Source organism: Flavobacterium succinicans LMG 10402, from assembly GCF_000611675.1.
GTDB classification, from domain to species: Bacteria; Bacteroidota; Bacteroidia; order Flavobacteriales; family Flavobacteriaceae; genus Flavobacterium; species Flavobacterium succinicans.
Genome location: NZ_JATV01000002.1, coordinates 109,414 through 135,795, shown reverse-complemented (window position 1 = coordinate 135,795; position 26,382 = coordinate 109,414). Strand labels below are relative to the sequence as shown.

Annotated in this window: 22 protein-coding genes and 1 tRNA gene; 2 read left to right on the top strand and 21 right to left on the bottom strand. The window is 33.7% G+C overall.

The annotated features are described in order from the left end of the window. The first annotated feature begins 27 nt into the window (after nucleotides 1-27). Nucleotides 28-225 carry a hypothetical protein gene (locus AO58_RS16835; protein WP_035717239.1) on the top strand — a complete coding sequence of 66 codons (198 nt, stop codon included), beginning with the start codon at nucleotides 28-30 and terminating at the stop codon, nucleotides 223-225. A gap of 241 nt (nucleotides 226-466) precedes the next feature. Here the strand turns inward: AO58_RS16835 and AO58_RS0102070 are convergent, their stop codons facing one another. The 10 genes from AO58_RS0102070 to AO58_RS0102025 form a co-directional block, all read right to left on the bottom strand. Beyond that, nucleotides 467-889: a hypothetical protein gene (locus AO58_RS0102070; protein WP_139225539.1), complete on the bottom strand. Its 423-nt coding sequence runs from the start codon at nucleotides 887-889 to the stop codon at nucleotides 467-469. A 128-nt stretch (nucleotides 890-1,017) separates the two neighbouring features. Further along, nucleotides 1,018-1,494 (bottom strand): hypothetical protein, encoded by a 477-nt coding sequence (locus tag AO58_RS0102065; protein WP_024980117.1) that lies wholly within the window; start codon nucleotides 1,492-1,494, stop codon nucleotides 1,018-1,020. Next, a complete protein-coding gene (locus AO58_RS0102060) occupies nucleotides 1,494-2,507 on the bottom strand; it encodes a hypothetical protein (protein ID WP_024980116.1) in 1,014 nt (337 codons plus the stop codon). Before AO58_RS0102060 ends, AO58_RS0102065 begins: the two co-directional genes overlap by 1 nt. Before the next feature lie 2 nt (nucleotides 2,508-2,509). Continuing rightward, nucleotides 2,510-4,243: a restriction system-associated AAA family ATPase gene (locus tag AO58_RS0102055; RefSeq protein ID WP_024980115.1), complete on the bottom strand. Its 1,734-nt coding sequence runs from the start codon at nucleotides 4,241-4,243 to the stop codon at nucleotides 2,510-2,512. Beyond that, nucleotides 4,243-5,625, bottom strand: a complete 1,383-nt coding sequence (locus tag AO58_RS0102050) for a restriction endonuclease subunit S (RefSeq protein WP_024980114.1) — start codon at nucleotides 5,623-5,625, stop codon at nucleotides 4,243-4,245. The genes AO58_RS0102055 and AO58_RS0102050 overlap by 1 nt, the downstream gene beginning before the upstream one ends. Beyond that, nucleotides 5,625-7,175, bottom strand: a complete 1,551-nt coding sequence (locus AO58_RS0102045; protein WP_024980113.1) for a type I restriction-modification system subunit M — start codon at nucleotides 7,173-7,175, stop codon at nucleotides 5,625-5,627. The genes AO58_RS0102050 and AO58_RS0102045 overlap by 1 nt, the downstream gene beginning before the upstream one ends. 32 nt (nucleotides 7,176-7,207) lie before the next feature. Beyond that, nucleotides 7,208-9,997 carry a type I restriction endonuclease subunit R gene (locus AO58_RS0102040; protein ID WP_024980112.1) on the bottom strand — a complete coding sequence of 930 codons (2,790 nt, stop codon included), beginning with the start codon at nucleotides 9,995-9,997 and terminating at the stop codon, nucleotides 7,208-7,210. A 415-nt stretch (nucleotides 9,998-10,412) separates the two neighbouring features. Further along, nucleotides 10,413-11,069 carry an ATP-binding protein gene (locus AO58_RS0102035; protein ID WP_024980111.1) on the bottom strand — a complete coding sequence of 219 codons (657 nt, stop codon included), beginning with the start codon at nucleotides 11,067-11,069 and terminating at the stop codon, nucleotides 10,413-10,415. Beyond that, on the bottom strand, nucleotides 11,056-11,937 hold the full coding sequence (locus AO58_RS0102030) for a hypothetical protein (protein ID WP_024980110.1): 882 nt from the start codon (nucleotides 11,935-11,937) through the stop codon (nucleotides 11,056-11,058). The genes AO58_RS0102035 and AO58_RS0102030 overlap by 14 nt, the downstream gene beginning before the upstream one ends. Nucleotides 11,938-12,046: 109 nt before the next feature. Beyond that, nucleotides 12,047-12,316: a helix-turn-helix domain-containing protein gene (locus AO58_RS0102025; RefSeq protein WP_024980109.1), complete on the bottom strand. Its 270-nt coding sequence runs from the start codon at nucleotides 12,314-12,316 to the stop codon at nucleotides 12,047-12,049. 398 nt (nucleotides 12,317-12,714) lie between these two features. On the opposite strand from AO58_RS0102025, the gene AO58_RS17900 reads away from it, so the two are divergent. Continuing rightward, nucleotides 12,715-12,885 (top strand): hypothetical protein, encoded by a 171-nt coding sequence (locus AO58_RS17900; protein WP_155959403.1) that lies wholly within the window; start codon nucleotides 12,715-12,717, stop codon nucleotides 12,883-12,885. Here the strand turns inward: AO58_RS17900 and AO58_RS0102015 are convergent. The 11 genes from AO58_RS0102015 to AO58_RS0101965 form a co-directional block, all read right to left on the bottom strand. After that, nucleotides 12,865-14,358, bottom strand: a complete 1,494-nt coding sequence (locus AO58_RS0102015; RefSeq protein ID WP_024980108.1) for a hypothetical protein — start codon at nucleotides 14,356-14,358, stop codon at nucleotides 12,865-12,867. The genes AO58_RS17900 and AO58_RS0102015 overlap by 21 nt on opposite strands. A gap of 145 nt (nucleotides 14,359-14,503) precedes the next feature. After that, complete coding sequence (locus AO58_RS0102010; protein ID WP_024980107.1) at nucleotides 14,504-15,751, bottom strand: site-specific integrase; 1,248 nt, start codon at nucleotides 15,749-15,751, stop codon at nucleotides 14,504-14,506. Nucleotides 15,752-16,036: 285 nt separating this feature from the next. Then, nucleotides 16,037-16,121, bottom strand: a tRNA-Ser gene (locus AO58_RS0102005). A gap of 166 nt (nucleotides 16,122-16,287) precedes the next feature. Continuing rightward, nucleotides 16,288-17,421, bottom strand: coding sequence for a 3,4-dihydroxy-2-butanone-4-phosphate synthase (gene ribB / locus AO58_RS0102000; RefSeq protein ID WP_024980106.1), 1,134 nt, complete (start codon nucleotides 17,419-17,421; stop codon nucleotides 16,288-16,290). A gap of 8 nt (nucleotides 17,422-17,429) precedes the next feature. Further along, the gene (locus tag AO58_RS0101995) at nucleotides 17,430-18,878 is read right to left on the bottom strand and encodes an LptF/LptG family permease (RefSeq protein ID WP_024980105.1); all 1,449 of its coding nucleotides are present in this window, start codon (nucleotides 18,876-18,878) and stop codon (nucleotides 17,430-17,432) included. A 6-nt stretch (nucleotides 18,879-18,884) separates the two neighbouring features. Next, nucleotides 18,885-19,586 carry an outer membrane lipoprotein periplasmic chaperone LolA1 gene (gene lolA1 / locus AO58_RS0101990; protein WP_024980104.1) on the bottom strand — a complete coding sequence of 234 codons (702 nt, stop codon included), beginning with the start codon at nucleotides 19,584-19,586 and terminating at the stop codon, nucleotides 18,885-18,887. 4 nt (nucleotides 19,587-19,590) lie between these two features. Beyond that, nucleotides 19,591-22,041, bottom strand: coding sequence for a DNA translocase FtsK (locus tag AO58_RS0101985; protein WP_024980103.1), 2,451 nt, complete (start codon nucleotides 22,039-22,041; stop codon nucleotides 19,591-19,593). Nucleotides 22,042-22,059: 18 nt separating this feature from the next. Then, complete coding sequence (locus AO58_RS0101980; protein WP_024980102.1) at nucleotides 22,060-22,434, bottom strand: diacylglycerol kinase family protein; 375 nt, start codon at nucleotides 22,432-22,434, stop codon at nucleotides 22,060-22,062. A 7-nt stretch (nucleotides 22,435-22,441) separates the two neighbouring features. After that, nucleotides 22,442-22,939 (bottom strand): thiol peroxidase, encoded by a 498-nt coding sequence (tpx, locus tag AO58_RS0101975; RefSeq protein ID WP_024980101.1) that lies wholly within the window; start codon nucleotides 22,937-22,939, stop codon nucleotides 22,442-22,444. 697 nt (nucleotides 22,940-23,636) lie between these two features. Continuing rightward, nucleotides 23,637-24,629: a phosphotransferase gene (locus AO58_RS0101970; RefSeq protein WP_024980100.1), complete on the bottom strand. Its 993-nt coding sequence runs from the start codon at nucleotides 24,627-24,629 to the stop codon at nucleotides 23,637-23,639. Nucleotides 24,630-24,848: 219 nt separating this feature from the next. After that, nucleotides 24,849-26,339 carry a serine hydrolase domain-containing protein gene (locus AO58_RS0101965; protein ID WP_024980099.1) on the bottom strand — a complete coding sequence of 497 codons (1,491 nt, stop codon included), beginning with the start codon at nucleotides 26,337-26,339 and terminating at the stop codon, nucleotides 24,849-24,851. Between the last annotated feature and the right edge of the window lie 43 nt (nucleotides 26,340-26,382).

The following is a 26,382-nucleotide window of genomic DNA, read 5'->3' as shown; positions in this document are numbered from 1 at the left end:
TGATCAAACACCTCAGTATTAAATGGTTTGATTGCAGTAAATCTGAAAGCTATGGCCAAAAATGGTACACCGGGAGACGGACATCGCAATGGTGCAGTGAAAGAAAGAAGTCAGACTTATAATCCAACAACCGAGCAATGGGTTAAGCGTGATGCTAACACTGGTCGTTTTATGGATGTTAAGCAAGATGGTACTCCTTTTAAAGGCGTTCGCAAAGAAAAATAATTTCTTTGTTGTAATTCAAAAGAAGTGTAGCGCTTATTCTAAGTGCTACACTTTTTTATTATAAGGTTGTTTCTAGATCATTCAAGTAGGAGCGAAAAAAAACATTTTTGAGAAATATGCTTCATATTAATTAGTACAGTTCGCGAACTGTCTGTACAGGGCAATATAACATTCAAATTTGTTAAGCTAGTTTGAATCGAATATTGCTTTTTTTACATTGGGAGCAGGGATTACAAATCCACTATCTGGAAATACTTGCTAAAAATTTAGTGTTTACTTTTAGTCTTTTCTTCAATTTGATATTTAAATTTTCAACACCTAAGTCGTGTCTAATTAGTTCTGCTATAGATTCTATTTTATCCAAAAAATTATCAAAATAGTCATTGATTTCTTCTTTTGAGCCTTTGACAAAATTAGTTTCTTCGAAAAACATTTCATAAAAAGCTTCAATTTCATCAATTATATTTTGAGGAAGAAATAAGCTATTCTCAATAACTGATTTTCTAAACTCATCAAATTGAAAATCTATTTTGTTATCAATAATTTTGTTTGCTTCTTCATCGAACGAGTTACTTGCTTTTAAGTTAAAAGATTCATCTATAATATCTTGGAAGTGACTAATCAAACTCATTGAAGCAACTAATAGTTTCTGAGCGGATTCCATTTTGTATTTATAAAAATGGTTTTCATTTTCTAACGTTTTAAAAAACAAATAGTTTTTATAAGTAAATAATGTTGCAATGATTACGCAAATTGCTGAAATGCTATTGAAGAAAGTATTATGATCGAAATTCATATAAGGTTATTAATTATTAGGGACCAATCATTTTTTCTTGATTTATCATCTTCGTTGAAGTCTGAAAAGTTGAACCATCTAAATTTTACATCTTTTTTGGGTTCTTTTGTTCTGGAGTGAGGTTTTTCGATATAACTAATATAAACTTCATTTACACGATTTACAAAATCATCGTATTGATATATATAAAACTCATTTGGCGCATTTACTTTTAGGTTGACTAATGCTAAAAACAAATTAGGATTGTTTTTTCTTGTAGTAATGCCCGTGCTTAACTTCCAACCTTGTTCGTTTTTCAAACCCATTGTTTTAACTTGTATCGCAACGTGTTTTGAACCATCATGATTAGTAGCAATAATATCAAACAAAGGATTGTTTTTGGGTGTTAATAGAGGCAATATATTGAGTTTGCTTAACTCTGAACAAACAAAATATTCTCCTGCGTTTCCTGTTAAGTTATAAGTGTTATTCATTAGTCTTTATTATAAACAGCCATCCATTCCGGTCTATTTTTAATTTCTTTAAGAAAGGCAGCTTTTAAAAATTTTGATTCTTTATATTTATCTGCTTCATAGTTCTCTATTTCAAAGTCCAAAATAGCATCATATGGGTTTCCATTATTTATATCTTTATTGAGATAAATTCTATTTTTTATGGCACGTAGTTCTGTGAAAGAAAAGTCTCTCACTTCCTTATTGTATCTTTCAATAATCCCAAACAAATAATTCCAAGTAGAGTTTTTATTAGCATCTTCTGTAAATGAGAAGCTTATATCTTTTGTGTTTAATTTGAGATAATCTAAATCGTCACTGTCATTTATTTTTACAGAAACTTTAATATCATCACGTTTTGCGAAACCATAGTAGGCTAGACCATTATGTTCTTGCGGTGTTTTTGTGCCTTTTCTTTTTTTATTACACTTTTCGCAAACAGGAAATAAATTATTGAAATTAATTGCAGCGAAAGGATATTTAGAGATAGGGAAAAAGTGGTCATTATCCTCTCTAAAAGCTGATTCTTCAGGTTCAATTTTTACTATACCACAACATGGGCAGTATATATATTTATCATTTACAAGACGATTATAATATTCTAATTTATTTCCTGGCACTTTGGCTAAATCTAAAAGCCTTGAATAGAATTTTCTTAGTAATGGTAACATTGAATTTTCAACAACTTTTGGTAATGTTCCTAATTCAATTGCTTCAAGTCCGTCGCATAATTCCTCAATTCTATTATTTACATAAAACGCTTCTCTAATATCTCCTCTTTCATCATCCAATAAGGGCTTACATTCTTCATAAATTTTATCAACATCTTCTTTTAACCAATCATATTCTAAGTAAATTACTTCAAATTCACTATTAATAAGTTGTTGGCAAGTATTTTCATCTGAAGCATTGCACCATACTTCACACACCAAATGCTGTAGCATTTTATGTAACTCAAAAATAGGGTCTTGTATAAATTTATAAGTTCTTAGCATTGTTATTTTGAGTTGTTTATTGATATTCGATTTAACCTTGCTAAAACCATATCCTTTTCTATCGATTCTCCTAAAATTCTAAGTTTTGCTTTTTGTTCTTGTACTTTTTTATCCGAATCTAAATTACTAAAATCGATTTCATCTAAAACTGAATGAGACAAGTCGCCTATAGATTGTCTGTAATCGAATAACTTGTCTAAAATTAACTCAACAGAAGTTCCGTATGTATTAAAAGCATTGTCGAGTTCTGATACTTTTTTTGCAGTAGTAATGCCTTTCTCATCTTTTTCGAAAAGAATAACATTATCAGGCATACAATCTGAAATAATAAACGGAGAATGAGAGGTTAACAAAACATCTTTTAACAAATGAACATTGAAATCCTTTCCTTTATTTCCAGATGTAATACTGTCATTTAAAATTTTCACAAACTTTGCTCTCCAACTTGGATTGAAATGCGTTTCGGGTTCATCTAATAATAGTAAGGTTCTACGGTCTTTTAACAAAAGACATATCCCCATAGTATGTATAAATTGATGTTCACCATCGGAAAAACTTCGTAATAACAAATCTTTTATTTCTCCTGTTTTCTTTAATTCTTTGGTGATATAAAAGTCTAAAAAATGAAATACATCTTTGGATGGGCTTGGAGTAGGCAATTTCCCGTCAGTATAAACTCCTTTGGAGCGATAAACATCCGTCTTGATGTCATCTTCAACTAGATAATTGTTAAGTTCATATAATAAACGAAATAGTTGAAAGCATTCAAATCCATTGTTAAAATGCTCTCTAAAAACCGCTTTAGTTGCATCATTTACAAAAAAATCTAACCAAAGTGTATCTGTTTTATAATCTAAAAACCAAGCAGTAGCGCAATCTTTTAATATGTAAATTTGATTGTGATCAATTAACTTTATAATTGGAATTTTATATTCTTTTTTATCTTTTTCATTAATAAAGGTAAAATCTTGGAGATGTATATTTATTCTAAAACTTCGAAGTCCTAATATGCCAGTATTATCAACGCTTCGCAGCGGTTCTAATGTTTCATCGTCTTCAAAAAGTAAACAAGCTAATAAAACGGCTTGACTCATATAATTATCAATATAAATTAAACTGTTTTCTGGCTCTTCAAAATTACTGTAATTGTCGCGAGTAGCTTGTTTATATTCGTCCAAATGAATTAAACGACTTTTTACAAAAGGTAAACTTAAAATTTCATTTTCTCCAGATGAGTAACCTACAATATGTGCTGGCAAGTATTCTTTACCTTCTGCTGCGGAATCTCTTAATTTAGGAGGTACTAATGATACTTCTTCAACTTCTGTTGAAGAGTCAAAGGGAAAAGGATGTAAAAACATTTTTGGTTCTTTACCCTCTTCCTTTTTAATTATTACTTTGTCGAAAAACGCTACTGAATAAAATTTTCTATTGTGTTGACCAATTAGATATTCTAATGTAAAAGCATCAGGAGTACATTCATTTCTTCTGAAATTATCTGGGTTTTTTATGCTATCAGGAATGTATTTAGCTACACAAACTTCAAGATGATAGAAAATATTAGCGATTGCTTCCAAAACATTAGATTTACCGCTACCATTCAAACCTGCAAAGCAAAACGGACGAAAATCCCCCATCTTATCTATGTCACTTAATGAGTGGAAATTTATTTCAAAACCTTGTTGTAAGCTTCTAAAACCGTCTTCGTTTTCTATTTTGAGTTTTAGTAATTTCATTACAAAGTGAGTTTTATGCTATTTGTTTTTTTATCAAAGACTTGTTTTATTTTTTCTTCTTTTAATAGTTCAAAAACAAAACTTTTAGCTTTGTCATACAAGTGTTCTTCATAAAATTTATTTTCGTTTACTTCATTTTTATCCAATCTATCCAGTAACAATTGTATTGCTTTTTTATCGGCATTATCTTTAAAATATTCATAATCATTTTCTAATAAAACTTCTAAATCAACCGCAGTATTAAATTCTAATTCTCCATTAAAAGCACTTTGAGATAAACCGTTTAATAAGTTTTCTAATTGGGTTTTGGATTGATTTAGTTTTTCTATACTAGCTTCTATTTTTGAATATATTTTATGGAATTTGTTTTGTAAACTAATTTGTGGATATGGAAAGGTAATACTATCTAATATTCCAGTATTCATATGACTAAAAGCATCTTCGCCTCCTTTTTTTAATCTAATTATACCACCTTTACTAAACTTCATTAAATAAATAAAATATTTAGGCAATAACAAATCACTATTTAATCTCAAACGAATTAAGTTGGTACTTAAAATTGAATTTTGAAATTCAGTTTTAACGACACACATTTTTCCAACAGTTCCTGCTCTTGAAATTATAATATCATCATTAACAACATTATATCTTTGTAATTCGTTAAATTTTTCATTTGGGATAAATAAATTTGGTTTTGGATTGAATTCCATATTTTTAGAAATATTATCCATATTCCAAACAGGTGTTCCATCTTCTGTATAATCTTCAATTTTTAAAGCACTTCCGAAAGGACCACATTTTGTTCCGTTTTTAGGGTCAATATAGAATTCTGTTAAATTTCTTAATTCAAAACCTTTTTCATTTTTTACAGGATCTCCAAACATATCCAAAAAAGTAGCTCTCAATAGCTCATGAAACTTTTGAATTGTTTGTTCTCTTTTATCAATTAAACTTTTGGCTTTATCTAATATAGCTACAATCTTATCTTGAGTTTCTAGGTCTGGAAGTGGAATGTCTAAATTTTGAATATAAGGTTTAGAAATGTGTTTCAATCCAGCACCTTTAAAACCTTGCTCTAAAATTCTAATATTAGTAAAAATATAATAGTAAACAAATTTAACATTGAATGATTTGTTAGGTTTTGCAATTGAAACTAAACAATCTGTAGAGGTAGCAAAAGGTTCATTAACATAATGAATACTAGGTAGTCCACCAGTTCCAAAAATTAAGGCTTCATCAAAATATTGCTCTGTATTAATCCATTTTGAAAGTGTCGGGCTTGATGTGTAGAATGGAAATCGTCCAATCTTTAGGCCGTCACCAGCCTTGACTTTTGATTTGGGTCCAAACAGAAATAATTCTTTAAACTTTTCAGTATCCATTATCCTATTAAGTTTTTAAGTTCTTCCATTTCAATTTTAATCTCGTCTTCTAAAACAAATAATGCTTTTAAAATATCTTGTGGTGGCTCATAAGTTTGCTCTTCATATTCAAATTGTCTGTAATTGTTATAACTTAAATCAAAACCATTTTTTATAATCTCGTCAATTGGTACAAAGAAATGATTTTTACGTTCTATTGGTGTGCTTGTCGCTCTGTTTTGGTATGCATCAACCGCAATTGGCAATGGGTTTTCAGCCAATTTTCTTCTATTATCATCTAAACTGTAACCATCGTTTGCTAATTCATAAAACCACACTTTTTCTGTATGCCAAGTTGAGCTATCTTCTTCTACTTTAGTAAATACTAATATTGCTGTTTTTACCCCTGTGTATGGTTTAAAAGCTCCACTTGGTAAAGAGATAACAGCTTCAAGTTGGTTGTCTTTTAATAATATTTCTCTGGTTTGTTTTTGTGCTTTACTACTTCCAAACAAAACGCCTTCAGGAATAATAACTGCTGCTTTACCACCGGAACGTAACATTTTAGAAATACGAACTAAAAATAACAATTCACTTTGAGTAGCGTTAATTTTTAGTTTATCGCTCATTCCACCTTTGTCAATTCTACCCGTAAATGGAGGATTTGCCATAATTACCGAATATTCACCATCGGCATAACGTTGGTCATATATTTTAGACAAAGTATCCGTATTCTCAATTTGTGGTATCTTAATGCCGTGCAGCATCAAGTTCATTAACCCAATACGCACCATAGTTTGGTCAACGTCATAGCCATAAAAAGCTTTTTCATGTAAAGTGTCCCAAACTTCTTTTCGTGATATGGCATCACCACCATATTTTTTGAAACGTTTTAATCCGTTTTCATCTTCTGTGATTTCATCTGAACTACTATGTTTTGTTAATATGTGTTGGTATGCTCCCACTAAAAAACCACCAGTGCCACAGGCTGGGTCACAAATTTTGTCTGTCCAATCTGGGTCAATTATTTCACACATAAACTGAATTAAGTGTCTTGGAGTTCTAAATTGACCGTTCTTTCCTGCTGAACCAATTTCATTAATTAAATACTCATATACATCACCTTGTGTATCTTGAAACTGTTGCCCAGCGTCTTGTTGGATTTTTATATCTTCATAAATTTCATCAATCGCTTTTACTGCTTCATCTAATAAAGCAGAATTATTTATAATGAAAATTGCATCTTTCATATATCTGGTATAGGGTTGCGATGGGTCGTTGATGGTTTTTATAAACGGAAATGCCTTGTCGGAAACCAATTGTAGCATTGTGTCAGGGTCGAGTTTAGAGAAATGTGACCAACGACAATCTTGATAACCTTCAAAAATTGAACTATAATCTTGTTCTGAGAATATTGCTTTAGCTTTCTCTAGAGCATCAGCATCATCTAATCTTTTCATAAAAAGCAAATACGAAATTTGCTCAATGGCAGTAATTGGATTTGAAATTCCTCTACTCCAGAATTTATCCCAAAGTTTATTGATTTTTGATTTTAAGTCGTTTGATAACATTTTTTGTTTATTATAAATTATGATAATTGGTTTTAAGCGGCAACTTTTTGAATAATAGTAATGATTTCTTCAATTTCTTTAGGAGAGAAAACACCCATTATACCTTGCGGATGCAATTGCGTAAATGGTGGATTTATTAAATCCTTTTTTTCTATTTTGCCTTTGTCAATCAGAAATTTTTTGAGCACTTTCATAAATTCAATTTGATTGTTTGAAAGGTAGTTGTGTTCTTTAATAAAGACATCAAATGCCAAAGTAACAGTTTCTTCAAAAGAATGTATTACTTCAACTTGTAGTATGTGTTTTATGAATTGTAAAAACTTGGCGTGTTGGTTGCCATAAACTCTTTGTAGTAGTTTTTCGGTTACAAATGGGTCTTTTTCATTCATCATTTGTGCTAATGTTTCTAACTCTTCGGATGAAATATTCTGCCCTTGTTTTATCTTTTGTAAAATTGGATTTTGGTCTGCGAGCTCTTGCACCATAACTTCGACCATTTCTTTGTATCGACTTACACTTACTAACTCATTTTCGGGTCCAAATTCTACCATTTCTTTTTTGTAAGTCACATCCTTAAGGTTTAGACTTTCTTGTTCGTCTCCACCATCAAATCGTTGACGAAAACGCATTAACGGAGCAATTTTATCAATGACTACTTGTAAATCATCTTCAGTAGTATTTATCCAAAAACTATTCTTTAATGCCTTGTTTATAGTTGTTTTCTCTTTAGCAACTATTCCAATATTTAAAGGTAATTCGGTTATTTGAGAAACAATTAGTTCTTTTAAATTATCAATGTCTTGCAGTTCGTTTTTGAGTTGCGCTAATGAAAATTCTACGATGTCTTTTTCGAAACGCATTGCTTTAAAATCAACTGAGGATAAAGCTCTCATAATAGGAGCAATGGTTTGGTCAAGAAATTCTAATTTATCTTCGCTTAAGTCATTCCAAAAATTAGGTATTAAAACTTTTTCTAAATCGGTTAAATTATCTTGAACTACGACATTATTTTTAGGTAAAGCGTTTAGTAGTTTTTCTAACTCTAATTTTTCGGTTTCTGCGACTTCTGAATGTTTTTCAATAGCCAAAACTAGTTTTTCTAAACGCATTTTAAACAGACGCACTGGCAAAGCTATTTGAGATTTGTTTTCCTTTCCTTTTGGATTGAGTTTAAAATATTCAAAATTATCCCAACAATCAATGACAAGAAATTTATCTTTTTCGTGACACCAACTTCTACGTTGATTAGCATTTAAAACTCTTGTTCCTCTACCAATCATTTGCCAAAATTTGGTATAAGAGAAAACAGGTTTTGCAAATACTAAATTGACTAATTCTGGAATATCAATTCCTGTATCTAGCATATCTACGCTTATAGCAACTCTAGGGAAGTCATTATTTCTAAATTGGTCTAGCAATCCGCCTTTTCCATAAACTCTTGGGTCGTCAGAAACTATAACTTTGGCAATTTCGCCAGCACCTTGAGGATAGAACTGGTCGAATACTTCTTTTATTCTACGAGCGTGTTTCATTGTCATACAAAAGAAAATAGTTTTGCCAGGCAAAACACCATTTGGGTCTTTTATACATTCTTCCCAAAACTCTCTTACAATTAATGCATTCGTTCCTTTGTTGGTAACAGCTTTTTCAATATCTGTACCTTCAAAGTTTATTTCTATTGGATCTTTACCTTCCGCAATTAATTTCTTTTGGTCGTCTTCGCTTATCGAACTTAAATGTATTCCTTCTTGTTGAAATTTGGTAGTCAATTTCATTACTTCGAAATTGGACAAATAAGGCGGAATATTATTTACTGCTTCTTCAAAAGTATAGGCAAATGTAGGCAAGCCGTCTTCACAATCAAATAATTCAAAAGTATTGTGGTCTATTACATCTGTTGGTGTAGCTGTTAATCCTAAGATAATGGTATTGAAATAATTTAATACATTTTGATAGACGTTATAAATAGAACGGTGGCTTTCGTCAATCACAATTAAATCGAAAAAGTGCGGAGATAAACCTTCTTTTTCATTTTCGATTATGTTTAGCATTGTTGGATAGGTTGAAACATAAACTCTTCTATCTGTAGCTAATTTTGTTTCACCAGTTTGAGGCCAAACCGAATATTGAGGAGCATTCTCTTTGAAAGCTTCTATGGCTTGATCTCTTAATGCAATTCTATCTACTAAAAACAATACTCTCGAAATCCAACCAGCACGCATTAAGCCATCAACCATTGCAATACAAGTTCTGGTTTTTCCAGTTCCAGTAGCCATAATCAAAAGAAACTTTCGCTTTCTCTCTTCCATAGCTTCAAAAACGGCACGAATAGCTTGGATTTGGTAAGGACGACCTGCAATATTGGTATTTATTAATTCATCCGCTAATGACTTTTGATTTTTGCGAATAAATGCCATACGTTCCAAATCAGAACGAGTAGGGAAAGCAAATATTTTTCTTGGTGCATAGTTGTTAATATCCCAAAAGTAAATATCATTTCCATTGGTGTACATACAAAAAGGTAATTCACAATTGAATTGTTTTTGAATGTTAATCGCATATTGTTTGGCTTGTTCTTCGCCAATTCTAGCATCAACAGAAGTTTTTTTGGCTTCAACTACGGCTAATGCTTTACCGTCTTTACCTAATAACACATAATCACTAAACTCTGTGCCATAAGGCGTTGGCGGTTCATTGACAATATCATTTTCTTTTGTAATGAAAAACTCTTCAATTACTTGAGTTCTGTCATTGATGTTCCAACCTGCTTGTTTTAAGCGGTTGTCAATGATTTCTTTCCGTGTTTGTTTTTCGTTTTTCAAGAATCGTTATATTTTACTCTATAAATTTAGTATGTTTTATAATTTTTTTTCAATAAAACGTTCTAAATCAACTATAATTTATTTTTTTAAAACAGTTGCAAGCAAATCACTGAATACAGCTGGGTAAGTTAGTATAAATAATTATCCACTAGAAAAATATATATATTGTTTTTGAATAATCTCAATACCTGCAAACCTACAAAAAAGCAATTGAAAGAATGCTGTGGGAAACCGTAAAATGTATGAAAATATCATAGTATTTGCTGCGTTTTGGATGATTTTGATATGTTACGATTGATTTTGATGGGGTTAGAGTTTGTTTTTGGTTTAAGGGTTTACAAGTTTAAGGTTTAAGGTTGTTGTTGAGTGGACAGGTTGCGGAATTGGGACAGGTCGCGACCTGTCCGTACGGGGATTATCTTTTGTCTTTAGATTGAACATCAAAAGCTATGAGGTTGAACATTTGTCGCATTCTTGAACGGACGCGATCCCCATAATAGGCCTCTAGTTCTGAGGCCGAGAGGTTGGTGGTTACATGGGTAAGGGATTTTTCATGTATGAACGAATCGTATCGGCTAAGAATGATTTCGGCCATCACGTTACACTCATTGCCGAAGTGCTTGATTTGCTTTTCGGTGCCCAAATCATCAAAGCAATAGGTGGTGAGTTTGATTTGTTGGTGTTCTTTTTTGGTATATGGCAGTAAGGAATCATATCCTTTTTTGGCAAATTCAAAAGCTACTTCTCTGCAGGGTTTTATTTTGTAACTGAAGTTTGTAGCACAGAAATAGTTGAGCAAAAACATCATGGATGTTTTGCCACAGCCTACAGGGCCCGACAAAATAATGCCTTTGTTTGGGTTTAAATTTAATTTTGTGATGGTTGCATAATCGCGAATGGCAAAAGTGATCAATTTATGAATGACTGGAATGTCTTCATCATAAATCATGAATTGATTGCCAAAATGGTATTGTCCAATGTGCTGTACAGCTGCCAAACATTTGTCAAAGTTGTACATTTTGACCCCATTTTTCACCACAAATGTTTTTTGAATTTCGTTATAAGGGTTCATCGTATTGCTTTTGATTTGACGTTTTTAAATTACCTGGTACTGGATTTGAAAAAGCGATTTGTACTGGCTTAAACGATTGCAAGTTTAATATCCAATTGTTGGCAGCTGCTTGCCAATTGTACATTTTGGATTTGCCTCCCACGAGCCAGCCGTTGCTTTGAAAATGATTAAAAAAGCGTTCGCCTTCCACTTCTTCTGTATTTTGCGAACTGAAATACTTTTTCACTTCCTCAAGCTTTGGCGGAATGGATTGTGGGCTTTCTTTTTTTTCGCGCAACTTTTTTTTCTTTTTTTCTTCAATGAGTAAGCTTTCGTTTTTTTCAAAATCATTTTCCTTTTTCATTTTTTTTTCGTGTGTGCTCTCGTTTACAAGGTTTGAAATGTTTGAAATGTTTGTATTGTTTATATAAGATACCAGCGCTTGTCTAGGAGTTGGTAAGGTACTTGTCTTTTGCTTGTTCGTTACTTGTTCGATAGGATGTTCAGCAACATGTTCATTAGGTTGTTCATTAGGTTGTTCATTAGGTTGTTCATTTTTTGGTTTTCTTAGTTTTTTCTTACTAGGCTGTATAAGCTCAGTTTCTAGAGGGTTGACATGGATTAAACTGCCTTTGAAAGGATTGTGAGAGGGTTCGTAAATTATGTATTCTTTAGCATGCAAATCGTTGATGCATTTGTGATACGTTGCTTTGGAATATATTTTACTAATGCGCATCATTTCATTCCTAGTAATGCTTATTGGATTCTGAAAACGGTTGACATTCCAAGTTTGAAATAGGGCCATGTAAAGACTCACATGGGTTGGGTTGAGGTCGGTATCATAGATGATTTTTTGAAAGAAACCCGAAAGGTGTTTGATGTAGTTCATTTTTGAGGGGTTAGGGTTGTGGGTTGTGGGCGATGGGGTTTGGGTACTAGTACTCGTACTACGCACTTGGTGGGACGTAAATCGGGGAACGAACTTATTACTTCGTACTTCAGCTACTCCTTTTGTTTTGTTCGAGGAGGGTGGTGATGGTGTCGCGAGCGTAATAAATAGTACCGCCGATTTTAGTAAAGGCAAGTGTTCCATTGATACGGAGGTTTTGTAAAGTACCTGGAGATATGTTGAGCATTTCTAGGACTTCTTTGGATTTAAGCCATTTCTGTTGGATGGGGGAATGAGCATGTACCAATTGGGCCATTTCAGAAAGGAGTTCGTTTTTGAATTGTTGTAAGTCTTCTTTGGTGAGTACTTCGATTGCCATAATAATACGTTTTAAGGTTTGATGGAGGCAAATAGAAAAATTTAAGTGATACCAAAACAGTTACACAGGGGGTTGCAACCCCAAAAAAAAAATGAAAAAAACAATGATTTTTTGTGTTTTTTAATAAATGTTGGTGTGAAATACTACGAAATTGGGGGATTTGATTACATTTGTGGGAATAGAAAATAATTGAGTTACGACTCAATACATATAGCGAAAGTTACAGAGCCACAGAAAACCGCCAAAAAATCTCAACAGCTCACGTAATAACTGTTCGCCTACGCAATGCGTGGGCTCTGTTATCGTGTGCTGTGGGTGCTTGGCGGTACCTCTGTGGCTGGTGATGGATGTCCCACGCAGCTTGTTTTAATCACTTTGACTTGCACAAAATATAAATTATGTACACACCGGTACAATACATCCCAAGTGAGGAGTTGTTGCTTTTTTTGAAATTGAACCAATTGGAGACTTTGGCTGAATTGCTCACCATCAGTGATGCCAATCTGCTCAAGATGCGCGGTTTTGGGTATCGAATTTTAAAAGAGATATTATTGCTTCGAAAGCTCTAAATGTTTTTCGATGCGCTTTTGTACGGCTTCTGAAGCGCTATTTTCAATGTTGTAATACTTGGCACGCAAACTGTCATAAGAAATGTTTTCGGCTTTTTCTGTTTTGCATATTTTAGAGAAAATCCGAATAACCTCTTTGGTGGAGGTGTTTCTTATGGTTCCTGCTTCGATCATGATTCTGATCATAAAAGCCAACTGTGGCACTGAAATACCTAATTGTAATTTTTCATTATCGTCTTCGACCTCTTTTGGAACTACAATTTCCTTTGTAATGCTTTTTTTTCGATTGAGATAAATGATTTCTTCTTCAATCCAACCGATTACTTGGTTTTCTATAGACGGTAGCTTTTGATTGTACGGAAGTGTTGTTTTGCTTTTGGATTGGTTGAATTCTTTCAGGTGGAAAAACATTAAATCCAATGCTTCGACTAGGGTAGCGCAATTGTTGCATTCCGTTTTCAAAATGCCTGAAAAGAAATCCAAGAACTCAAACGAATTATAATTCATTTCTTTCAGCCAATGACACCAATCTATAGTGGAAATTTCCCTAGGATTCGCTTTGATGAATTTGAATATTTTGTTGAGGTAGTTTTTGGAATATTTGTACTGCTGGTGGCTGATTTTTTCTTGGACTTGCAATTCCGATAGTACTAACAAAGGTTTGTAAATGATTTGCAGGAGCTCTTTATCAATCACCATAGCCAAAATCGAATTTTTGACGCAATCTAGTTTGGCTGCTATGGCTACTTCATCAGAAAGTACCGTTCTATAGGGTACCATGGATTTGTCGTTTAAAAAGGCGGCATATTCTCGCTCTAAGAAAATCAATAATTTTTCTAAGTGATAAAATTGGCATTTGAGGCAATCGATTTTATCATAAGCTGTGGAATATTGGTATAATTCCGTTTTGCTTTTCGGGTCGATATGCTTTAATACGACATGCAAATGGGCTTCTAAGGCCGATTGCATTTTGTGAATGAAATGTTTGATTTTGACATTTGATTTGGAATTGAACACTTGTTGTTTGATGGCGCGTATGATGGCTACATTTTCATGCTGCAGTATCAAGTTGGTGTATATTAATTCCTGTTCGTTTAATGGGATTTCAGTAATGCTGCATTTCTCATACACAAAGAATTTATTATGGCAATATTTGTTCTTGGCAATGAAAATTGGTTCCCCGGTTAAATCGATGATTGATTTTAACTCGGGGATATATTCTAAATATTCGTTGTAATAAATAATGGATTTTAATTCTCCAACTTCTACTTGTGGCAGCAAGGAATGTGTCTTTTTGCAGACGCTTAAATTGTTTCCCTTCTTAATGGGATGTATCTCTATTTCAAAAATTCGATAGGATTTTTGTTCGTTGCTCGTCAGCTCTTCGGCAATGGTTTTGTTGCTAAAAATGGTGGGAGAAATGGTTTGTTGAAATATAACATCATAACGGTCAAGTATATAGGATACTTTCATATACATTAATTAAAAACTTACTTATTTAAATTTGCTCTTTCGGATAAATTTGTTTTCATGAATTAATAAATAATGTGGTATTTTTAATTAATCTAGTCGCAATATATGTTAATTATTTGTAAAAATACTACAAAATTAACATAAATTAATTGGCTGATTTTAAGTTGTTGTTGATTGCTATTTTGGAAAACTTGTCTCTTAAAATGTTCATATCCTCGGCCACTTTTTTGTCTAATACTTTGGCATAATGTTGGGTTGTTCGTAAGTTTTTGTGTCCCAGCATTTTGCTTACGGATTCGATGGGTACGCCATTGGTTAGGGTTACGGTAGTGGCAAAAGTATGACGAGCAATGTGAAAGGTTAGTTCTTTTTTGATTTTACAAAGCGTAGCGATTTCTTTCAGGTAGGCATTCATTTTTTGATTGGATAGGATAGGGAGTAGTTTGTTTTCGTTTACGGATTGTGGATGACTTTCGTATTTGTCAATGATCATTTGGGTTACCGGAAGGATTGGGATTTTTGAAGCGGATTCTGTTTTTTGTCTGTGTGTGAAAATCCATTTTTCGCCGTCAATACCAATACTTATGTGTGATTTGTTAAGGTTTTTCACGTCAATATACGCTAGCCCCGTAAAGCAGCTGAATAGGAAGATATCGCGCACCAAGGAAAGTCGGTCAGTACCCATGTCTTTGTTGATGATTTCTTGGATTTCTTCTTCGGAAAGAAAAACTCTTTCTACTTCCTTCATTTTGGATTTGTAATTCGCAAACGGATTGCGTTCTATCCAATGATTAGCCAAGCATATTTTGATAATCTTGTTGAAGTTTTTGATGTATTTTACCGCTGTGTTATTAGCACAGTTACGCACGGTACGAAGGTAGAATTCATAGTCGGTGATGAAAGCATGGTCGATTTTTTCAATATCAATATCTGTGATGTTGTATTTCCATTGTAAAAAGTCTTTGGTATGCTTCAAAGAGGTCTCGTAGCGCTCTAGGGTGCCAGGAGCGTATTCTTTTCCAAGTAGGGCTTTGATTTTGTCGTTGTGGTCTTTGAAGATGGGGATGAGCGTACGGGTTCTTTCGGTAGTGCCAAGTAATCGCAATTTGAATTCCTCGATGGTAACCGGAATGTCGTCTTTTAAGAGTTCAAATTGAATGACATTGATTTTGTTTCTAATCATATCAAGAATATCATTAATTGAACGTGCTTCTTCTGAATTGCCCTTCATTCTGCTAGCACTTGATGACCATTTGGCTGGATCCACAAATTTTTTGGTGCTATACTCCAATCGTTTTCCGTTTACTGTTAATCGCACATAAACAGGGAATAGTCCGCTAGAATTGCTCTTAGTTGCTTTTGCATAAAAATGCAAAGTGGTTTTAACTTTCATTTTTAGAACCTTTAAATTATACAAATAAGTTATAATAAGGTTTGTCTAAATGCAAGATGTTCATTAAATGGTATGGGTTACAAAAGGGTTGCAACCCCTAGTAAAATCAATGCTTTTCGATTGTTACCTCTCCATTTAGCGAGACCCTATTTTTTGAAAATCTAGGATCTCGATTTAGCACCTTGAAATTTGATAAAGATTGTCTTTTTTTGAAAGTTGATAAAAGCAAAAACCCCGTAAATCATAAGATTTACGGGGTTTTGAGGACTTTTGAAAGTCATTCTGCGGAGGAAGAGGGATTCGAACCCCCGGACCTGTTACAGTCAACAGTTTTCAAGACTGCCGCATTCGACCGCTCTGCCATTCCTCCAATATGTTGCTATCAGTTCGTGATTGCGAGTGCAAATATAAGACTCTTTTTTGGTTGTGCAAGCGTATTTTTAAAAAAATTACGGTTGCTTTTTGAAGTTTTTTTTAAGTGTTTCATACTGTTTGATTTACAAGTGTGAAAAAAATAAAAAAAAAGAGTCCTTAGTTTAATAACTTACATATTCGGTAATTTCAAGACCGTAACCAATCATTCCTACACGCTTTCCTTGGGCGGTATTGGTTACCAAACGAATTTTTGAAATGTCTAAGTCGTGAAGAATTTGTGCGCCAATACCAAAATCTTTACTGTCAATTTTAATTTTTGGTGCTTTTAGCTCTCCGCTGGCTTGTAGTTCTTTTAGTTCGGCAATTCGGCTTAAAAGGTTGATAGCTTGCATGTCTTGATTGACAAAAATCACTGCGCCTTTGCCTTCTTTATTGATGATGGTAAACATGTCGTCTAGCTGTTTATCGGCATTATTGGTCAAGGTGCCTAATAAATCGTTATTAACTTGTGAAGAATTGATTCTAGTCAAAATAGATTCGCCTGTATTCCAAGTGCCTTTGGTTAAGGCAATATGAACTTGTTTATTGGTGGTTTGTTGGTAGGCACGTAATCTAAAAGTACCGAAACGAGTCTGAATGTCAAAATCCTCTTTTTTGACAATCAAACTATCGTGTTGCATTCTGTAAGCGACCAAAGCTTCGATAGAAACTAATTTTAAGTCAAACTTTTTGGCGACTTTGACTAATTGTGGTAAACGTGCCATGCTGCCGTCTTCGTTCATGATTTCGACAATGACTCCAGCAGATTTAAAGCCTGCTAAACGGGCAAAATCAATAGCAGCTTCCGTGTGTCCAGTTCTTCTCAAAACACCGCCTTGTTTGGCGATAAGCGGGAAAATGTGTCCCGGTCTGGCTAGGTCGTGTGGTTTGGTGTTTGAATCTACGAACGAAAGGATTGTTTTGGCTCTGTCTGATGCCGAAATTCCAGTGGTTACACCATTCCCTCTCAAATCTACCGAAACAGTAAATGCGGTTTCCATTGGGTCGGTGTTGTTGCTAACCATAACATGAAGGCCTAATTCTTTACAACGACTTTCTGTTAAGGGCGCGCAAATCAATCCACGACCGTGAGTGGCCATAAAATTGATCATTTCAGGAGTTACTTTTTCGGCGGCGGCCAAAAAATCGCCTTCATTTTCACGATCTTCGTCATCTACTACGATGATCACTTTGCCTTGACGAATGTCTTCGATGGCTTCTTCAATTGTATTGAGTTGTATTTTGTCTGCTACCATGTGTAGTGTTAGTTTTTAGAGGGAAATATTTTTTTGAACAATTTTTGAAAAGGTTCTGTTATACGATCCAAATTGATGATTCCGATATCGTTTATAGCTCTGTAGGTTAGTAAAATGGCTAGGGGAGTTAGTATAAACGAGGACATCCAAGCGCCAACAAAAGGTGTGAGTCCATCTTCTTGTGAGACTCTTTTACCAAAAGTGTTGATGAAGTGAAAGGTTATAAAAATTAATACTGCAAAAACTATCGGAAGTCCAATGCCTCCTTTGCGAATAATGGCTCCTAAGGGTGCTCCGATGAAAAACATTAAAAAGCAAGCAAAGGCGATTACGAATTTTTCATAAATGACAAATTCATGTGCATTGATGTTTTTTTGCTTCATTTTTAGATCCGAAAGGGTTCCTTCTATCGATAATACAGTACTTTGAGTATTGGCTAATGCATTTTTATAAATAGAAGCTTTTTCGTCGATTGTAAACATAGCTAAAGGATCCTTACTGTTGATGATTTTTCTTTTTTCTAAAGTATCATTTGCAGTAATTGGAGTTGATATCAGTGATGTTGCTGTTTTTTGACTGATGTTTTCAGTGAACGATTTTAGCTCTGTCGCCTTGTTTTTGGTTAAGGAATCAATAGTATATCTCAACTCGGTCACATCAAGCATTCCTTTTGTATTGGTTTCTTTGGTTTCCTCTACTGTAGGTGTGTTCAATTTTGACAAGTCGATATTGATAATGTCTTTTTTGAAGGCGCTTTTTACAAAAGGCATTTTGTCTCGGTCTTCGTATTTTTTAGGGATAACATCTTCGTAGTAATAACCGTCTTTCAAAACTAATTGAAGTAGGTTAGAGGCTTCGTTGCTAATTAATTCACCTGTTTTGGCTTTGATAACTGTTTTGTTACCGTCGCCCATAATCGATTTTTTGTGAATAGTGACATCAGAGAGTAGGTTGCCTTTTTCACCTGATTTTTTGTTCACTTTTATGTTGTAAATGCCTACGGTGTTAAATTGTCCTTCGGCAATGGCTAACGCAGGTTTTACTTGGGCAATATTTCTTCTGAAGCTTATGAATTTGTATTCAGCATAAGGAATGACACTGTTGGCAAACATGAAAGCCACGATACTTAACAGTGTTATAAAAACAATTAGGGTTCTAAAGCATCGTTGTAGCGAAATTCCTGAGGACTTGATGGCGGCCAATTCATAATTTTCTGAAAAACTACCAAAAGTCATAATGGAAGCCAATAATACGGATAAAGGCAAAACTAAAGGAATGATTCTTGGCATTGAAAAAAGTAAGAATTTAACAACCATGATTAAATCCAAGTCTTTTCCTGCTAATTCAGTAATGAATAGCCAAACGGTTTGAAGAATAAAAATAAAAAAAAGGATAACAAAAACCGTTGTAAATGTAACCAAAAATGATTTTAATAAATATTTGTCAAGTATCTTCACCTAAGTTTAATCTAATTTGTTAATGTAGTAATTGGGGTATTTACTCGGAACAAAGGTAAATTGATTTTTTGATAATGGTTGATTTGTTTTGAAAGAATTCACCGTTAAGGTGGTTTTGGTGCCTTTTTTGCCAATTTCAATCAAATTGTAAATGTGTTTGGTTTGAATGTCAATCCCTAATAATATTTCTTTACGTTGGTCTTTGGTATTGTTCGGGATTAATTTGATGTACTGAATTTTACGTCCTCTTACATTTTGAACAATATCCATAGAGTACTTGTAACCTGAATTGAAAAAAGTCAACATTTTTGAAGGCGTAATCGCGTTATCGTCATTTTCATTCAGTTTTGAAACGGTAATTTCTTCATCTTCAGGAACGATGGTGTATGTTTTTTTACCATCGAACAATTTGGTTACACCCATGAAATTCAACACATACATGTTGCCATTTAGGGTAACATTTCCTTTACTGTCTTGATTGATGTTTTCTTTTGCGTTTTGTAAACTGTATTTGAAATCAATAGTAATGTTTTTGTAGCTTTTGACTTTGGCAGTAACCTGATCTAGTAAATCTTTGGCTTTTTTATCTTGCGCTTGAAATGTAAACGAATTAAAAAGCAAGAAGCAGGCTAACGTACTGTAGTTTAAAAGGGTTTTAAAATTGGATTTCAGTGTGTTGTGTGTGTTTTTTTTAAGACTAAGTAACATTGTTTTAATTGTTTAGTTCGTTGTTGAAAAAATGATCAAGAGAACTCATATCCGATATATTTACATTTCGTGCTTTGCTGCCTTCAAATGAGCCCACAATTCCTGCGGCTTCTAATTGGTCTATTAATCTTCCTGCTCTATTGTAGCCAAGTTTGAGTTTGCGTTGTAATAAAGAAGCAGAACCTTGTTGGGCATTTACAATGATTTCTGCGGCTTCTCTAAATAAGGGATCTCTTTCGGAAACATCTACATCAAGATTAATGCCACTTTCTTCTCCTACGAACTCAGGTAGTAAATAAGCAGTAGCATACGCCTTCTGTGATCCGATGAATTCGGTGATTTTTTCTACTTCCGGAGTATCAATAAAGGCGCATTGTACACGAACGACATCATTTCCGTTGGTGTATAATAAATCGCCTCGACCTATTAATTGATCGGCGCCTTGGGTGTCTAAAATGGTTCTAGAGTCGATTTTTGAAGTCACTCGAAACGCAATACGAGCGGGAAAATTCGCTTTAATTAAACCTGTAATTACGTTTACCGATGGTCTTTGGGTGGCAATGATCAAATGGATTCCGATGGCACGTGCCAATTGAGCCAAACGAGCAATAGGTACTTCTACTTCCTTGCCAGCGGTCATAATCAAATCGGCAAACTCGTCGACCACCAATACGATATAAGGCAGAAAGCGGTGACCTAATTCGGGATTTAATTTTCTAGATTTGAATTTTTCGTTATATTCTTTAATGTTACGCACCATGGCATCTTTCAACAACGAATAACGATTGTCCATCTCTACGCAAAGCGAATTTAAAGTCGCAACAACTTTAGCATTATCGGTAATAATGGCGTCTTCGGTATCGGGTAATTTGGCTAAATAATGTCTTTCTATTTTATTAAAAAGTGTAAGCTCTACTTTTTTAGGATCGACCAATACAAACTTCACTTCTGCCGGGTGTTTCTTGTATAAAAGCGAAGTTAAAACCGCATTTAACCCTACAGATTTTCCTTGACCAGTCGCACCAGCCATTAGTAAGTGAGGCATTTTGGCCAAATCAACTACGAAGGTTTCGTTTGAAATGGTTTTTCCTAAAGCGATCGGCAACTCCATTTCAGCTTCTTGAAATTTAGCAGCACCAATCACACTTTTCATCGAAACCATGGTCGGATTCTTATTCGGAACTTCAATTCCAATGGTTCCCTTTCCTGGAATTGGGGCAATGATGCGAATGCCTAAAGCTGAAAGTGATAAGGCAATGTCATCTTCTAAGCTTTTAATTTTCGAAATTCTAATACCGGCTTCGGGTACAATTTCGTACAAGGTAACCGATGGGCCAACGGTAGCTTTAATTTGTGCAATTTCAATTTTGTAATTGCGTAAAGTTTCGACAATCTTGTTTTTATTTTCTTCTAATTCTTCTTGGTTGATGGTAATGCCTCCCGTAGAATATTCTTTTAATAAATCAAGTGTAGGGTATTTGTAGTGCGACAAATCCAAAGTTGGGTCGAACAAGCCAAAATCTGACACTAGGCGAGAGGCTAAGTTTTCTTCAATAATGGTTTCCTCTGCCGCTTTTTCAATTACAAAGGCATTATCATTCGTTGCAATTACTTCTGGCGCTACCGAAAGAGGCTCTGGTTTAGGTTTAACTTGCAGATCCAAATTAATTTCAGACGAATTGCTAATGGTTGGTTTTAGTGCTTCTTTATTGATTTCAAATTGTGACCCCGTTGTTTTTAAATGAAGAGTGTCATCGGTCATAACCTCTTCTTCGAGAGCAAATTCTTCTAAATTGTAGGCGCTTCCGCTATCTTGAGCATAAGCACTACTGGCTATTTCTTGTTTGATTTCTTCTTTGGTTGATAGAAAGATATTTTGAATTTTCTCGGGAGAAATTTTCAATTTAAAAATCAAGTAAATCAATACGCCAAATAATAGCAGCAACAAAGCACCTGTTTTCCCTAAATAATCTTGTAGTAAAAGATTGACTTCGTAGCCTACAGTTCCTCCTAATTCGGGTATCGAATCAAAGAAAAAACCGAGTAGTACAGCTAAAATAACTATTAGAAATAAATCCCAAAACCAAATGGATTTGAGCTTGTTTAGTTTAAGGTTTAAAAATAAAAATAATCCAGTCAAAAAAAGTAAACGCACATAGAGAAAAGAGGCAATGCCAAACCCTTTGTAAATGAGAGCATCTGCTAAAAAAGCACCAATTTTTCCTAGCCAATTTTGTACCACTTCTGATCGATCCGTCATGGTATTGATGGCACTTTGATCTTCGTGTCCGTGAAGAAAAAAGGAAACAAAGGATACTAAAAGACCTATTGAAAATAAAATCAATATACTGCCTATTATTAGTTTTCTTTGCTTGGATAATTCCCAAAAAGGGACATTTGGAGTTGTAGTATCAGCCGCGGATGCTGCGGTGTTTTTTTTGTTTGATTTTGCCATTCTTATTTTAAAGTATGCCTAAATGAATTTTGGGATGTAAATGATTAAACCTATAATGATAGCAGTAATTGCTGCAAAGAAAACAGATCCTGCAGCAATATCTTTTATAAAACCAATTCTCTTACTGTAGCTTGGATGAATAAAATCGGCTATTTTTTCAACAGCGGTGTTTAAACCCTCAATGCTCATTACTAGACCAATAGCAAAGGTTTGAAACAACCACTCCGTAGCCGAAATTTTCATTATAGCACCTAAAATACTAATGAGTATTCCAATTGAAAATTGAACCATAATACTATGCTCTGTACTAATCAATTTTAGGGCGCCTTTGAAGGCATAGGTAACACTTTTTAATCTTCCGGTTACAAAAGAATTGTCTTTTTGAAATTCCATATAGTATTTATAGTACAGCTAATGCCGCTTCGTAATTGGGTTCGTTAGCAATTTCTGAAACTTGTTCTGTGTGCGTAATAATTCCATTTTCATTAACAACGATGATTGCTCTTGAGTGTAAACCAGTCAACGGGCCATCCGTAATTTCTAAACCATTTGCTTTACCAAAACTACCCACTTGGAAATCAGATAAATTGATTACGTTTTCTAATCCTTCAGCACCACAAAAACGTTTTTGAGCAAAAGGTAAATCTCTAGAAATACACAAAACAACGGTGTTGTCTAGGGTACTTGCGCTTTCGTTGAATTTTCTAACTGAGGTAGCACAAGTTCCGGTGTCGATACTTGGGAAGATGTTTAAAACTAATTTTTTACCAGCAAAATTAGCTAGTGAAGCTACTGATAAGTCATTTTGAATCAGTTTAAAATCTACTAATTTGCTTCCTACTTTTGGAAGCTCTCCTGAAGTGTGAATTGGATTTCCACCTAATGTTACTGTTGCCATATGGTTGTTTTTTTTGAGTTTCAAAAGTATGAATTTTTTTTAAGATTAGGGTTTCCTTTAAGGTAAGAATTTAGGTGATAGGAGTAATTGTTGTGCTTGTATTTTGTAGTATTGTTAGGAATTATTCGTTTGGTTTTATTCTTTTTTGAAGATGAAAAGTTTTTAGATGGATTATTTTAATTGAAAATATTCAATAACTTTTTTGTGATTTTTATCTAGGAGGCAGAACCCAAACAGCAGTGATTTTTTACAATACCTTATTTTTAATTAATTACGAATTTTAAATTTGCTCGGAAAGGAAATGTTTGCAGATTGAAGGATGAATTCATCGGTCTTTTTGGAGAGAGTTTAATCGCATTATATTTAATTGCATTTCGCATTAGTGTGATGATATAGTTATATAGATTTTGGCTAAAGACTAATACGAAACTCATTATTAAAGAACGTGCTAAAGCCCATTCCTATTTAAACTTTGCAAATGAATAGTAATCCCCAACTAGGGTTAGTAAAGTGTTTTTTATTATTTTCTCAAATTTAATTGCCTCCAGATTTATCTGGAGGAATTAAATTAGCATTTGCTTCAAATTGGCTTTAGCCGAAAGGATTATAGATTTTGGCTAAAGCCTAATAAGAAACTCATTTTAAAGAATGGGCTAAAGCCCATTCCTATTGAAATTATGCAAATAAATAGTTTTGATTACACTCCAAGTTTATAAATGTCATAGTATCTTTTGACAAGCCCGTTTATATATCGTTTCAAATAGTTCTCGCTCAAAAAGGAGTTAGACCAATTGTCGTAACGTTGGCATTGAATACCTAAGTAAAAAAAGTATAAACTTACGCCAAGCATAGGAATAAGTCGTTTTTCTTCTGCGCTTATTAGTGTTATCGATTCGTACCCTTTAATGAAATTGTCAACTTTAGGCTGGTAATCTTTTGCCTCATACTTTTCAATGTTGTGAAGCTGTAAAATATAATACCCAATGTCTAAGCAAAGCCAACCGTTTCCACAGAAGTCAAAATCGAAGATGGTTACTTTATTATCTTTTGTGATATTTAGATTGTCAAACCAAATGTCGAGATGCACAACTCCTTGTCGAATTTGAGAAGTGTCGGCATTTGCGAATTGGTCTAACAAATACGATTGAGCCAATTGCATAAAGGCCATTTCTTCGGTGTCATTGTTTAAAAAATGTGATACTTTTTGTAAAGAGTCAATAAGAATTACTTCAGGGGTATAGTCTATCCGATTTAATTTTTGATTATTGGTGACCTTATGAAGTTGCGCCATAAGTTGTCCAATTTGAAAATGTGCTTCTGGTGAAGTTATGTGTAATTTTTCTCCTTTTGCAAAGGTAAAAAGCACCCCAGACCTTTCACCTTCTGGGGCGTTTAATGTTTGTATATAATTATCTTCATTATCAGATAATGGATAGGAAACAGAAATGTTATGTTGTTTTAATTGCTGTAATAATTTAATTTCTTCTCCAATTGCTGCTCTTGTTCGCCAGTTTAAACTATACACTCTAAACACAAATTGGTCTGATTTATCAATTATTACATACGTGTCATTGATCCCCGCTTTTATCAATTGGCATTTGGTGTCTTTGCTCAATGAATGTTTTTCCTGTAAAAACAGTCCGAGATGAGTCGCTGAAAGATTAGAATTGCTTACTGGAAAATGTGTCATTTGTATAATCTCTTATTTGTTGTAAAATTGTGTCTGCCGTCCGCTGCACAAAGCACCCTTACTTTGTACTTTTTTATGCTTCTTAAAAGACGTAAACCTACTAAAATCCTCTAATTATTAAACTTATTTTTTTTTTCAACTTCTTCATATTGTGAGGGCAAGGTTTCAAATCTGCATTATCGGAAATTTTACAACAGTTACTGCTGTTAGCGGTAGTTTTTATTTTGTTTCTATTTCAAATATTTTGTTTCCATACGCTCCTAAATAATGTTTTACTATTTTTTCATAAACTTTATAGCCATCATCTACGTTGGTAAAAATAAGTAACCCTTGCTTTGTCTTTGGAAAAATAAATACGATAGTTTGACAACCTTTGTCAGAACCACCGTGGGATAAAGCATATTCTCCATTTCCAAGATCATATATTTCAAAACCAAGTCCAAAATGTTTTCCATTTTTGGTTTCGACTTGATTTTTAACCATCTCGGTAAATAGGTCATCACTTAAACCATCGCTATTCATAACGCTTGTCAAGAATTTTCCATAATCTTCAACGGTTGTCAATAAATTGTCAGCACCGTTGGCTGTTTTGTTTTTTTCTATTTCGTAAGCCATTCCTTTAGCGTCATAACCTATTGCAAATCGTGAAATATCTGTTTTATTGTTCCAAAAATAGTTGGTGTCTGTCATTTGTATTGGTTTAAAAATCAATTCACTTGCCAATTCGTTAAGTGATTTATGAAATTTTCTTTCTAACGCATTTCTCAAATATTCAAAACCTTCTCCCGAATATTGATACTTCGTTCCTGGTTCAAATTCAAAATGAAGTTTTCCGTCTTTGTTATTTCCACGCCAATTGGTAAATCCAGTTTGATGGCTTAAAATATGTCTTGTTGTAAGTATTTTGCAATTTTTGTCTTTTGAAACATCAGGGTCAATCCAATATTTAAAAATAGGTTCATCCAAATCCCATTTGCCTAAATTTACTAATTTTAAAGCTACCATAGCCGTTATGGGTTTGGTTAGTGAAGCGACATTAAATATAGTGTTGTATGGAGCCGTTATGCCTTTTTTTATGGTTCCAAATACTTTTACTTGTTGCAATTTTCCTTCTTTAATAACGCCAATTCCTAAAGTAGGTACTTTGTTTTCTAGTAACCACTTTTCAATTTTAGTATCGTTGTCAAAAATGGAAGATTGATAATTAGTATTATTGTTGTCTTGGTGGTCATAACTCAAACTTTTGGTTAATTTCCAAACACTATCTTCCAAAAGCCAAACGTGAGTAAACTTTGCTGAACCAGCAAAGGTTTCTTTATAACCTGAAATCGTTTCATAGAATTTATGATTTCCTGTTTGAATGGCTCCATATAGTACTTGGTTCTTATAAAGAGGAAAAATTTCGGTACTTTCTGTATTTAATTCGCGCCTTGATTGGTAAGTTGTTGGCGATTTACACAAGCCATTTTTAAACTTGTATAGAAACTCTTTTTTATAGGAAATACTGTCTTTGTCGTGAAAGAACTCAAACGTATCACTCAACAAGTGTTCAAACTGAGTGATGTTGCAATGATTAAAACCTACCTCAAACAACAGACTGTCTTTGGAAAGAATTGTTTGGTATAATGCTGAGTTTTTCTCGATTTGAGCTTGGCTTTTTGTTCCAAAAAACAGAACAATGATAAAGCTAATGATAATTTTTTTTGTCATAATTTTTTTTGTTTTTGCGATTTTAATTCTAGAAACAAAGCTA

What these genes read in the sequence shown, in the direction of transcription:
- AO58_RS0102030 (WP_024980110.1), bottom strand. Translation starts at nt 11,937, where the DNA reads ATGAACTACATCAAACACCTTTCGGGTTTCTTTCAAAAAATCATCTAT.
- AO58_RS0102060 (WP_024980116.1), bottom strand. Translation starts at nt 2,507, where the DNA reads ATGCTAAGAACTTATAAATTTATACAAGACCCTATTTTTGAGTTACAT.
- ribB (WP_024980106.1), bottom strand. Translation starts at nt 17,421, where the DNA reads ATGGTAGCAGACAAAATACAACTCAATACAATTGAAGAAGCCATCGAA.
- AO58_RS0102050 (WP_024980114.1), bottom strand. Translation starts at nt 5,625, where the DNA reads ATGGATACTGAAAAGTTTAAAGAATTATTTCTGTTTGGACCCAAATCA.
- tpx (WP_024980101.1), bottom strand. Translation starts at nt 22,939, where the DNA reads ATGGCAACAGTAACATTAGGTGGAAATCCAATTCACACTTCAGGAGAG.
- AO58_RS0102035 (WP_024980111.1), bottom strand. Translation starts at nt 11,069, where the DNA reads ATGAACCCTTATAACGAAATTCAAAAAACATTTGTGGTGAAAAATGGG.
- AO58_RS0101985 (WP_024980103.1), bottom strand. Translation starts at nt 22,041, where the DNA reads ATGGCAAAATCAAACAAAAAAAACACCGCAGCATCCGCGGCTGATACT.
- AO58_RS0101965 (WP_024980099.1), bottom strand. Translation starts at nt 26,339, where the DNA reads ATGACAAAAAAAATTATCATTAGCTTTATCATTGTTCTGTTTTTTGGA.
- AO58_RS0102055 (WP_024980115.1), bottom strand. Translation starts at nt 4,243, where the DNA reads ATGAAATTACTAAAACTCAAAATAGAAAACGAAGACGGTTTTAGAAGC.
- AO58_RS0102025 (WP_024980109.1), bottom strand. Translation starts at nt 12,316, where the DNA reads ATGGCAATCGAAGTACTCACCAAAGAAGACTTACAACAATTCAAAAAC.
- AO58_RS0102010 (WP_024980107.1), bottom strand. Translation starts at nt 15,751, where the DNA reads ATGAAAGTTAAAACCACTTTGCATTTTTATGCAAAAGCAACTAAGAGC.
- AO58_RS0102015 (WP_024980108.1), bottom strand. Translation starts at nt 14,358, where the DNA reads ATGAAAGTATCCTATATACTTGACCGTTATGATGTTATATTTCAACAA.
- AO58_RS0101980 (WP_024980102.1), bottom strand. Translation starts at nt 22,434, where the DNA reads ATGGAATTTCAAAAAGACAATTCTTTTGTAACCGGAAGATTAAAAAGT.
- AO58_RS0102045 (WP_024980113.1), bottom strand. Translation starts at nt 7,175, where the DNA reads ATGTTATCAAACGACTTAAAATCAAAAATCAATAAACTTTGGGATAAA.
- AO58_RS17900 (WP_155959403.1), top strand. Translation starts at nt 12,715, where the DNA reads ATGTACACACCGGTACAATACATCCCAAGTGAGGAGTTGTTGCTTTTT.
- AO58_RS0102070 (WP_139225539.1), bottom strand. Translation starts at nt 889, where the DNA reads ATGGAATCCGCTCAGAAACTATTAGTTGCTTCAATGAGTTTGATTAGT.
- AO58_RS0102065 (WP_024980117.1), bottom strand. Translation starts at nt 1,494, where the DNA reads ATGAATAACACTTATAACTTAACAGGAAACGCAGGAGAATATTTTGTT.
- lolA1 (WP_024980104.1), bottom strand. Translation starts at nt 19,586, where the DNA reads ATGTTACTTAGTCTTAAAAAAAACACACACAACACACTGAAATCCAAT.
- AO58_RS0101970 (WP_024980100.1), bottom strand. Translation starts at nt 24,629, where the DNA reads ATGACACATTTTCCAGTAAGCAATTCTAATCTTTCAGCGACTCATCTC.